14 protein-coding genes are annotated in these 9,990 nt (G+C 35.9%); 11 read left to right on the forward strand and 3 right to left on the reverse strand.

Going from position 1 to position 9,990, the window contains the following annotated elements; translation table 11 throughout:
* Positions 1 to 30: 30 nt before the first annotated feature.
* The 6 genes from DFLDMN_RS08350 (at position 31) to DFLDMN_RS08375 (ending at position 5,781) form a co-directional block, all read left to right on the forward strand.
* Complete coding sequence (locus tag DFLDMN_RS08350) at positions 31 to 1,818, forward strand: DNA primase family protein (protein ID WP_423197995.1); 1,788 nt, start codon at positions 31 to 33, stop codon at positions 1,816 to 1,818.
* A gap of 451 nt (positions 1,819 to 2,269) precedes the next feature.
* Positions 2,270 to 2,665, forward strand: coding sequence for a hypothetical protein (locus DFLDMN_RS08355; RefSeq protein ID WP_423197996.1), 396 nt, complete (start codon positions 2,270 to 2,272; stop codon positions 2,663 to 2,665).
* Positions 2,666 to 2,726: 61 nt separating this feature from the next.
* On the forward strand, positions 2,727 to 3,080 hold the full coding sequence (locus tag DFLDMN_RS08360) for a hypothetical protein (RefSeq protein ID WP_423197997.1): 354 nt from the start codon (positions 2,727 to 2,729) through the stop codon (positions 3,078 to 3,080).
* Positions 3,081 to 3,365: 285 nt separating this feature from the next.
* Entirely contained in the window at positions 3,366 to 3,677 is a 312-nt protein-coding gene (locus DFLDMN_RS08365; protein ID WP_423197998.1) for a hypothetical protein, read from the forward strand.
* Between the two features lie 123 nt (positions 3,678 to 3,800).
* Positions 3,801 to 4,463 carry a hypothetical protein gene (locus tag DFLDMN_RS08370; RefSeq protein ID WP_423197999.1) on the forward strand — a complete coding sequence of 221 codons (663 nt, stop codon included), beginning with the start codon at positions 3,801 to 3,803 and terminating at the stop codon, positions 4,461 to 4,463.
* Positions 4,464 to 4,551: 88 nt separating this feature from the next.
* Positions 4,552 to 5,781 (forward strand): hypothetical protein, encoded by a 1,230-nt coding sequence (locus DFLDMN_RS08375; RefSeq protein ID WP_423198000.1) that lies wholly within the window; start codon positions 4,552 to 4,554, stop codon positions 5,779 to 5,781.
* 30 nt (positions 5,782 to 5,811) lie between these two features.
* Here DFLDMN_RS08375 and DFLDMN_RS08380 read toward each other — a convergent pair whose 3' ends face one another.
* On the reverse strand, positions 5,812 to 6,195 hold the full coding sequence (locus DFLDMN_RS08380; RefSeq protein WP_423198001.1) for a hypothetical protein: 384 nt from the start codon (positions 6,193 to 6,195) through the stop codon (positions 5,812 to 5,814).
* A 304-nt stretch (positions 6,196 to 6,499) separates the two neighbouring features.
* Here DFLDMN_RS08380 and DFLDMN_RS08385 point away from each other — a divergent pair, with 304 nt between their 5' ends.
* The 5 genes from DFLDMN_RS08385 (at position 6,500) to DFLDMN_RS08405 (ending at position 9,270) form a co-directional block, all read left to right on the forward strand.
* Complete coding sequence (locus tag DFLDMN_RS08385; protein ID WP_423198002.1) at positions 6,500 to 7,402, forward strand: AEC family transporter; 903 nt, start codon at positions 6,500 to 6,502, stop codon at positions 7,400 to 7,402.
* Between the two features lie 14 nt (positions 7,403 to 7,416).
* The gene (locus DFLDMN_RS08390) at positions 7,417 to 7,989 is read left to right on the forward strand and encodes a hypothetical protein (RefSeq protein ID WP_423198003.1); all 573 of its coding nucleotides are present in this window, start codon (positions 7,417 to 7,419) and stop codon (positions 7,987 to 7,989) included.
* A gap of 88 nt (positions 7,990 to 8,077) precedes the next feature.
* Positions 8,078 to 8,254, forward strand: coding sequence for a hypothetical protein (locus tag DFLDMN_RS08395; RefSeq protein ID WP_423198004.1), 177 nt, complete (start codon positions 8,078 to 8,080; stop codon positions 8,252 to 8,254).
* Between the two features lie 126 nt (positions 8,255 to 8,380).
* Positions 8,381 to 8,974: a hypothetical protein gene (locus tag DFLDMN_RS08400; RefSeq protein ID WP_423198005.1), complete on the forward strand. Its 594-nt coding sequence runs from the start codon at positions 8,381 to 8,383 to the stop codon at positions 8,972 to 8,974.
* Positions 8,975 to 8,976: 2 nt separating this feature from the next.
* On the forward strand, positions 8,977 to 9,270 hold the full coding sequence (locus tag DFLDMN_RS08405) for a hypothetical protein (protein WP_423198006.1): 294 nt from the start codon (positions 8,977 to 8,979) through the stop codon (positions 9,268 to 9,270).
* Positions 9,271 to 9,302: 32 nt separating this feature from the next.
* Here the strand turns inward: DFLDMN_RS08405 and DFLDMN_RS08410 are convergent, their stop codons facing one another.
* Together DFLDMN_RS08410 and DFLDMN_RS08415 are read right to left on the reverse strand one after the other, a co-directional pair.
* Complete coding sequence (locus tag DFLDMN_RS08410; RefSeq protein WP_423198007.1) at positions 9,303 to 9,551, reverse strand: RepB family protein; 249 nt, start codon at positions 9,549 to 9,551, stop codon at positions 9,303 to 9,305.
* Positions 9,552 to 9,803 carry a hypothetical protein gene (locus DFLDMN_RS08415; RefSeq protein WP_423198008.1) on the reverse strand — a complete coding sequence of 84 codons (252 nt, stop codon included), beginning with the start codon at positions 9,801 to 9,803 and terminating at the stop codon, positions 9,552 to 9,554.
* Between the last annotated feature and the right edge of the window lie 187 nt (positions 9,804 to 9,990).

The following is a 9,990-nucleotide window of genomic DNA, read 5'->3' on the forward strand; positions in this document are numbered from 1 at the left end:
GCCACAAGACTAAAACTATAAGGAATAAATATGGCGTTTACAAAAGAAACAATAAGAAATAAAGAACAAAAAGAATTCATCAAAAACTTGAAGCCAAATTTGAGAAAGGATGATGACCTTGAAAAGTACCTAAGCTTTGGAGCAGGAGCAATTGATGAGATTGCTGCTGAAAATATTCCATATATCAATGAGTATCTTCAAGGTGTTAATTATGCAAAAGAGCAAGATGGTGAAGATTTAATTGCCTACATTGATGAGTCATATATTCATCAGAAGTTAAACAAAAAAACAGAAATCACTTCTGAGGAAGAGCCTAAAAAAGACAAAAAGCAAAAAGCTAAGAGCCAAGAAGTGAAGATTAAAGCTAATGAAATTACAGAGATTGAACCTTTGTATGCACAGCATGTTTATAAAGATTCAAACTATGCTTCCATTGCACGTGAAGAAGAGTGCTTTATGCATAATTGGGTTGGCAACCATTGGAAAAGATTGAGCAAGCTTGAAGGTCAACAGTCAGCATTGAAATGGTTAGAAGAAAAACATCCTGACAAAGCCACAGCAAAAAATGCTTATGGTTGCTTTGAGACTGCAAAACTTGGTTTGCTTAACAAAAGAAGTTTTCCAGAGCAATCTAAAGATTTGATTTTTATTCCATTGATTGATTATTGGTTAATGATCAACAAGGAAGGAACAGCCTATATCATGAAGCCAAACAAAAGCATTGGTTTAACACATCAAATCAATGTGAAAATTGGCGACTTGAAAAAAGAAATTGTTGATGACCTTGGAAACATCGTTCAAGTAAAAGAGAGTCTTGAAGATGGAGTTGATGAATTTGGTAAGTCATTTCCAAGAATGATTGAATATCATCCTAAGTCTCTTCCTGAAAATTCATTGTGGAAGAAATTTCTTGATAGTTCTCAGCCAAACATTGAAAACCAAAATGTATTGCAAGAATACACAGGCTATACCCTTTTAAACGATACCCGTTATCAGAAAGGTATGGTTCATGTAGGTGATGGTTCAAACGGTAAAGGTGTTTATGCTGAAGTTATTGCCAATCTTCACAAAAACGTAATCAGTATTCTTATGGAGAAACTTAGCAACTTTGGATTATCTCAATTACCTGATGCAAGTCTTGCAGTAGTAGCAGAGTCACCAAAAAAAGGCATCAATGAAGAAATGTTGAAGCAGTTGATTTCAGGTGATCGTGTTGTTATTGAGATTAAGAGACTCAGCCAATTCACCTTAAAACCATTTGCCAAATGGGTTATCTGTTGCAACTCATTCCCAAGAATCCAGGATGAGACTGATGGTGTTTGGCGTCGTCTAATCATCATGCCTTGGGAAAAACAATTCAAGGAAGCCAACAAGATTCTTAATCTTGAGAAGAGGATTGTTGAGGAAGAAATGGGCATTGTTCTTGATTGGGCATTGACAGGTCTACAAAGACTTCTTAAACGTGGTGAGAATGGTGATTTCATCATTCCTGAACATCTACAAGTTTTGAAGAGCAAGGAAAAGCAAAAGAGCAATAATGTCATTCCATTCATTGAAAATACATATCTTGTTAAATGTTCTGAAGCATTCACCAAGAAGGATGATATTTTCAAAAGATACCAAGCCTATTGCTTAGATAAAGGCATTCTTCCTTATGGAAATAGTGAGTTTTGGAAGCGTGTAGGTTTGTATTTCAAAGAAGGTCTTTTTGAGAAAAAGAAAACTGATTGTGGAGAAAGAAAGTATTACATCAATCTAGTGTTCAAACCAAACATGGAATGTGATGAAGAGGAAGGTGATAATCCATTTGAGGTGTAAGCCATGATGAACCCAAAGAAAAAAGTCAGCCAATGTGCTGACTTTTCTTTTTGTGCTTACCAAAACACTATTCAAAGTGTCTGACCTAATGAAGTGTCCGGGTGAACTTTTTTTCAGTTGGACAGCTTGAAACCCTTATGAATAAAGACTTTCAATGAAGTGTCTGACGTGTCCGACCACTTTCATAATTCAAGTTGATAAGAGTGTATTAATAAACATATAGAAGTAGAAGGTGAAGATATTTGAACAAATGTTTTTTCTTAGATTGAACTTCAAAACCACCCAGACACCCCAGACACCTTTCTGAAAGCCCTATGGATAAAGGCTTTTAAAGTGTCCGGGTGAACTTTTGTTCAGTCAGACACCGGACAGTCTCAGACAATTTTAAGAATCATCCTATTGATTATCGGTTTTGTTTTCGTATGCTTATTTAAAGAACAAGGAGAAAGCAATGGGAACATTCATAGGAAGGGGTAATTGGGTTTTTTCCAATGAAGAGAAAGAAGCCTTCAGACAGAAAAAACAAATTCAGTTTTGGAACATGGTTGACCAACAGAGACAAGAAAATTTTAATCTCACTCAGTTAAGAAGTTTTCTTTCAAATAAAGACATTGAAAAATACTTCAAAAAGGCTGATAAAGAAATCAGGTTGAAGAGTGGCAACTACATGAGACTATTCAACATTGAAAGAGTCATCAAGGTTATTGTTAGCAAGAATCTTCAAATCATCAATAAGAAATCTTTTGATAGCATAGAGAATGCAGAGTTGAGAAAGAGAATTCTACATATCAAGCTTTCTCAAACACTTTCAGAAAAAGGCACAAAAGAGAAAAAACCAAAGATTTAGTCAGTGAAGTTTATTGACAAGAAAACTATATTTCATAGAATAAGAAAAACAAAGGAATACTATGAGCAAAACAACAACAAAAAAGATTGAAGCAGTCCATAAGATAACTGGCTACAAGCATACTTTTGACTACAAAGAAATTTCTGATTTTGAAACCGTTGAGGAATACATAACCTATGCTTTGGACATGTATCTAAAAAATCATTGGGCTTTTTATAAATATCGCAATGAAGTTAAATCAAAAGATGAATCAGAGATAACAGATGAAGACTTAGTTGCTTTTGCAATTCTTGATGCTTATCAAAAACATAGTGATCGCACTGCTGTACCTGATTATGTTAAAAGATTTCATCTTTCATTGAATTCAGACATGACAAAGACATTGAGAGGAATCATTAAAGGAAGCAAGGAGTAAAGAAAGAGCCACAGGCTCTTTTTTGTTGCCTAGTGTTGCTATCCACTGTTGCATGATTTCCCAAGAGGCACGGACGGAGCCGCGCACGCTTACCTTACAGGCCACAGCTACAGCCTAAGTCTCTACCGCCCTGCTACGAGCTCAACCAGGTGCAACCAGGACAACACCCCACCAAGACAAAAAAACCTTCCAACAAAGGATATCCATCTTCATTACAACCTATTGATTTTAGATTTTAATTTTTCATACTAGTACCATGATAGATAATAAAAAGGAGAAAATATCATGAGCTACAACACACATTTCACCAACAAAAACACCCTTAATAATCTTTTACTTTCCTTAAGAGAAGAAGACCTTATCAAAACAAATTGTGGCATTGACTCATTTGCTACAGATGAATTCATCAGTGTTAAGCTTTATCATGACAATTATCCTTTCACTGCACATCAATTCTCATACACTCAAATCTTGAAAGTTGAGGAAGATAGATTATTGACTAATGAAGAAATTGAATTCATAAAACAAAGTCTCCTAGAATTAGATAGAAACACATTTTGTTCATATCCTATTATTTTTAACAATATGCAAAAATAACACAACTAGAATGTAGTAATGAATAAGTTCAACAAGCAAAGGCTCCAATTGGAGCCTTTTTTATTTTTCTCTATTGATTCTAATTTTTGTTTTCGTAATATATAAGTATTACAGGAGAAAAATATGAAAATAATTGAAGAAATACTTGGCTTATTAAAAGGCCCAAGAAGACAAGTGAGAAAGAGCAATGACTGTTATTCTAAAATAATGAATTTGATATTAGCAAAAGATGTTTCAGGATTTGAAAAGGCAATCAGTAAAGTGGATGACATCTTCTTTTTGGAAAATTACGACAAATTTTTAAATTACTCTGTTTCAGAATCTAGCGAGTGTGTTAGGGTTCTTTTGAAAAATGAAAAATCAAGAAATCTTTCTAAGATTTTATTGAGTGATAATAATGTTGGATACCTTCTTTATCGTAGTCTTATTAGTTGGAAGCCTATCAAATTGTTGGGCTATGTTCAGGATGCTTTCAGATTAAACCTTCCATCTTCATTTCATGCACTCACTGAAACTGATGAATTATTTAAATACTTCCTCTATGCAATCTCATTGTGTGACTCTGAAGAAGAGTATGCTGAATATCTTAATAAAGATTACTTCGGACAAAAGCTTTATGAGGATGAAAAATTTATAAGAGTAGTAGATGAAATCATTCAAGAGAGAAAATTAAACAAAGACTTCATCATTGAATTGGCAAATTTAAAGAACAGAGTTGAAATGTACAAAAAGTTTAGTCAGAAGTTCAGAAGTGATGGAAAAGAAGAAAAGAAATTGAAGATATAAAAAACAAAAGGATTCTTGATGAATCCTTTTTTATTGACTTTGTTTTCCAATTTTGTAATATATAAGAACAACTATAAAGGAAAACAATATGAAACTAAAAATAATTCCACTATTAATCATTTCATGTTTTGCATTGACAGCATGTAATGATGATAAGAAAAAAGAAGAGTCAGCAAGTTCAGGTTTCTCATTCAGTCCTGTTGCTACCAAAGAGACACCAAAGACTGAACAGACACAACCACAGCAACCATCAGAAGCACCTCAGAAGGCCCCTGAAGCTCAACCAGGTGCAACACCTGGATCTACTCCCACCAATACCGCCACCGCCACAGGCTCAGGAAACAGCCGTAAAGACAGGGATAGAAGCACCACTTCAGCATTGGCCGAGTTCAACAAAGGCGAGTTCTTCCATGCCCTTGTAATGACATCAGAAGGCTATGTATCCCATCCATACAGAGACAACCTTGGATGGGCATTAGGTTATGGGTGGAACATCACCATGAATGGCCAGAGTGCTAACCGCACCTATGCAGCCAAAGCAGGATTGGACAAACCAACCACAGAGAAGATTGCAGTCATGGGGATAGCCAAAGGGGGAAAACCTAACCTTGAAGCTAACCCACAGCCAGGAATAGCCATCACACAGCCACAGGCTCTATCAGTGGTAGACCAGATGAGAAAGCCATGTGAAGAAGCAGCTATCAACTGGATAGGTTCAGATGCTTGGAAGAAGTTGAAGCCCAACCAACAAGCCGTTTTGATTGACCACTTTTACAGACTTGGCATAGGTGGAGCCAAACAATTCACCACCATGCAAAAGGCAGTGAAGACCTATGCAGCTAACCCAACTGAAGAGAACAGTCAGAAGGTAGCTCAAACCTTTGTCTATAAATACAGAATCAAAGTGAATGACAAATGGGAAGTCAAACAGGACAAGAGAGCTACAACCCTACTCGGTTCATTGTGGATGAATTCAGAAGCCTTTTCATCTATGTTGAGCAACAAACCAATCTCAGCTTCAGCAAGTCAGACCCTTCAAAAAGTTGCTTCATTCAGCAACATCAAAATTGACACTACTAAGCCACTTGCTCAACAGATTGATGAACAAGATGACTTTGATAAGTTGATTGACCAAATGGAAGCACAAGGTCAAAAAGTTGAAGTTCAACCAATGGTGAATGACAAGCCAATCACACCAGTCTTTGAAGAAGCCAAGGTTGAAGAAAAACCAAAGGCAAAGCCTAACAATGGATGTGTGAAGGTCAATGCTCAAGTTTGGAAATGTCCACCAGGCGTAATTCCACCAGAATTGCAGTAATAAAAAAGCCCCAATCGGGGCTTTTCTTTTTTAGATTGCTTGAATTGAAACTTGCTTTCCTTGTTGGAGAACCTTCACCTTCTGATTCACTTTGAAGCCACTATCAGCAGCAGAAGGAAGAGAGAAGACAGCACCATTCTCTAACTGAACAACAAGACTCACACCATCAGGCTTTTTCTTGACCTGCAAAATCTTTCCATAGAAGACATTAGCTGATTCAACTGTCCCAAGATTTGTTTGAACAGATGCACTTGTTGAAGGTGTTACTGTTGAAGTTGTTGGAGTTGTGTTTGGCTTTCCAATGTTATGAACTGCTTTATTCAAACTCTCAGTACCTTTTTCAAGAGTTGATTGAACAGATGCACAAGCAGTTAAAGATAAGACTGCACTTATTGTAATTATTTTCTTTATCATGATATTTTCCTTTATAGTTGTTTTCCTATAATACAAAATATCAATTAAAAATCAAGTTCACAAATAAAAAAAGCTACCTTGTGAGTAGCTTTATTTTTTTGTTCATCTTATGGATGCATTAATTCATTTTTAGAAACTGAAAAACAACTTTATAAGTTGCTTTTCTTTTTTCAGTGACTTTGTGAGCCTTCTTAACCCTGGTAGATTATGAGTAAACAATAATTGTTTTTATGTTTTTGTCAATAGACTATTGAAATTAAATTCTATTTTCGTATATTCATTTATAACAACTATAAAGGAATGTATGGAAAATATAATAATAATGATTGTTATGTTTGTTGTTGGTGTGGCGTTGAACATAACAAAGAAAACAAAAGAAGACGACTATAAAACAATCAACACACTTTTAATCTACATCTTTCTACCATCATTGATTTTGAAGTATCTACACAATGTAGATTTCTCATTCAGTCTTTTTGCTTCAGCTTCAATGCCATATCTTCTTACAGGCATTGCAACAGCCTTCTTCATCATCATTGGTAGATGGATGAAGTTCAGCAAGGAAACCATAGGCTGCTTAATTCTCACCGCAGGAGCAGGCAACACAGCCTTTCTAGGCATACCAATGATTCAAGCCATTATTGGTGACTCAGCCATGCCAACAGCCATAGCAGTTGACCAGCTTGGAAGCACACCTTGTGTACTCACCTTTGGAGTGTTGATTGCTAGTTACTTCTCAACCGCAGGACAGGGCTTCAACCTGGTCAATACCTTCAAGAAGATAGCAACCTTCCCACCATTCATAGCCACCGCGATCGCCATAGCCTTGAACAGTGTCAGCTATCCGCACGAGCTCACAGGAGCCTTAGAAAAACTCAGTGCATGTGTTGCACCTTTGGCCCTTCTATCCATCGGGCTGCAGCTTCATTTCCAAGGCATCAAAGAGAACATCAAACCATTGATGACAGGCATCTTCTTCAGAGTCTTCCTATCACCATTGCTTGTTGCTTCATTCCTTTGGATGACAGGGCATGACCTTGGAGACACAGAGAAAGCCCTACTCATTGATTCAATGATGGGAACCCAAATCACAGCAATGCTTATAGCCCAAGAGTATGACTTAAACAAAAAACTAGCAGTTCAAATGATGTGTATCAGTGTTGTTGTCTCTCTTGTCTTGTGTTCAACAATTTTCTTCATCTTATAAACAAGGAGACAACCATGATTTATCTATTGTTATTATCACTCATTATCTTAGTTCCATTCTTCATAAAGAAGAAAGCAAAGAACAAGGCAAAGATTCAGATTGAAATAATTCCATCCAATCAACACTATAAGAATGTCAGAGCAGTTTTGACAGGTGAAGAATGGACAAGAATCACCAAGCTACACAGCCAGGAAGCCAAAGATTGTTGTGAGATATGCGGCAAGAATGCCAAGCTTGAATGTCATGAGATATGGAGCTTTAACGAGTCAAGCAAGGTTCAGAAGCTTGAAGGCATGACCGCAATCTGTCATGAGTGCCACGGTGGAATTCACTATGGACACACCATTAAACACAAGGGAAAGAGTGACCAAGTGAACATCACTCACAACATCATGAAGGTCAACAACTGGACATCAGAAGACCTACAAGCCAACTACCTAACAGCTTTGGATGTGGCAGAGTCAAAAAGCAATCATCACTACACATTAGACTTGACTCTACTTAATCAATCAAAATATAGAAGACTAGGATTGAGAAAGTTTAGTGAAGATGAAACAAAGAACTGCAATAAAAAAGTTCTTTTCTAAACAAGGCTCCAAGTGAGCCTTTTTTATTTTGCCTATTGATTTTAGATTTCAGTTTCGTAAGATTAAATTACAACTATAAAGGAATAATATGAATAGAAAAACATCTATAACAATGTTTGTGCTTTCAGTCTTAACATTCAGCATTGGAACAAGTGAGTTAATGGCTAGAAGTGAAATAAAGAAACCAACATCAGGGCAATGTACTTACTCAGAAGAAATCAAGAAACCATTTGAAAGAGCAGTAGCACAAGGAATTTTTCAATGAAGGATAAAAGGCTCCACTTAGGAGCCTTGCTTATTTGTCTCAATAGAAGATATCCTATTTGACAACAACCTATTGATTTTAGATTTTATTTTCTTATACTTAAATTATAAATAAAAGGAAAATAAAATGAGAAATACAAAAATAATTATCTGTGATGTTCCAAAAGAGATTTTCAAGTCAGACGAACCTGAAACAGTTCTTGAATACAAATCAAGAATGTTTAAGTATTCAATGCCGGGATTTTTACAGCAAGAGCTTGATTCAATCCAAGAAGAAGAAATAGAAAACCACTACCTAACCTTTGGAGACACAGAGGAAGAAAGAATTGATGATTTTTGGTATGAAGATTCTGATTCAGCCATTGAAGACTTAGAAAAATATAACAGTGTTGGAAGAGAACACTTCAAAAAAGCAAGATTCAAGTATTTCAGAGATATTGATTTTGTTTGTGAAGTTGCTTGCAGAAGTGACTATCAAAACTTGAAATATTGCTCTAAGAAAATGAGAGACAATGCAAGTGTAGTAAGTGCAGCAATGTATATGTGTGATGAGCACCAAGAAAGATTAACTCTACTTTATGCTTCAAAAAGAATTCAGGATAAAGTTAAATCAAGAATGAAAATAGGTGTTTTTGAGAACGAAACAAAAACATTGAGAAATTTAAGAGTGTATGAAGCACTTCTAATCATTGCAAAAGAAGAAAGAGAGCAAGGAGAATAAAAATGAGTGAAGGTAATTTTTGGGACAATGCGGCAAGTCAGATTATTTCAATATTTGATGATGCAAACAAAATTAACTTGGATTTTAGATTTGTTGATGCTGCCATGTTTAACAATGTTGAAGGTGCAAAATCACTTATTGAGTCAGGTTTAAAAATTGACAAAAGAGGTGTAGAGTTTTTGAAGAGGTCTTTATCAAATAACGATGCAATAAATTTTCTTGAGAAATTCTTGCTCAATAAAAAGCTTTCAAAACATCTTTCACCTAGTAAAACATCAAGAGCAGTCAAAATATGAAGACGAAAAAAAAGGACTCAAAAGAGTCCTTTTTACATGATGGAGCCATTTCTTATTGCCCTATCTATCAATGCTTCAATCACTTCTCTCTGAGTCATCTTGTGAATTTCACACAGAGCATTGAACAGGCTCTTCTTATCACCTGAGACAGAAACATTGATGGGCTTCAATCCATCCTTCTTGTCTTCCAATCTCTTCTTCTTCTGAGCATTAGCAAGCTGAACTTTACGGTCAACACCAGAAGAAGGACGACCAACACGACCTTGAATAGTTAGTTCCATTTAAGCCACCTTGTCACTATTTTTGTTGATGTCTTGCAGGTTATCCATGAAGTAATCAAAGCAAGCATCAAAACCAAGATGAATGATTTCCATGTATTGACGAACATGATCACCATTCAGGATATAAAACCTTTCCATTTGCCCAAGAACAAGGGCAGTGGTATCACAACCATAAATAGATAAATCAATGTCGTTATAGCTGATGTAGAAACCATCACCATTGATGACATGATTAGGAACAGGCAACATCATCTTCTTCACCTTCTTTGTTGATTGGATGATTTGATTATTGCGTACATAGATGACTAGATCAACGTATGACTAAGAAAAAAGTTTATTCAGTCATCAAAAGTGTCGGCGCTTTTCTTGCTTTCACAATGAAAAAACCTAGCTCAAAGGCTAGGTTCTCTCACAACCAACTATAAAGGATAATCAAACA

This window comes from Cupriavidus sp. H19C3 (genome assembly GCF_049393815.1).
Classification (GTDB): domain Bacteria; phylum Pseudomonadota; class Gammaproteobacteria; order Burkholderiales; family Burkholderiaceae; genus Cupriavidus.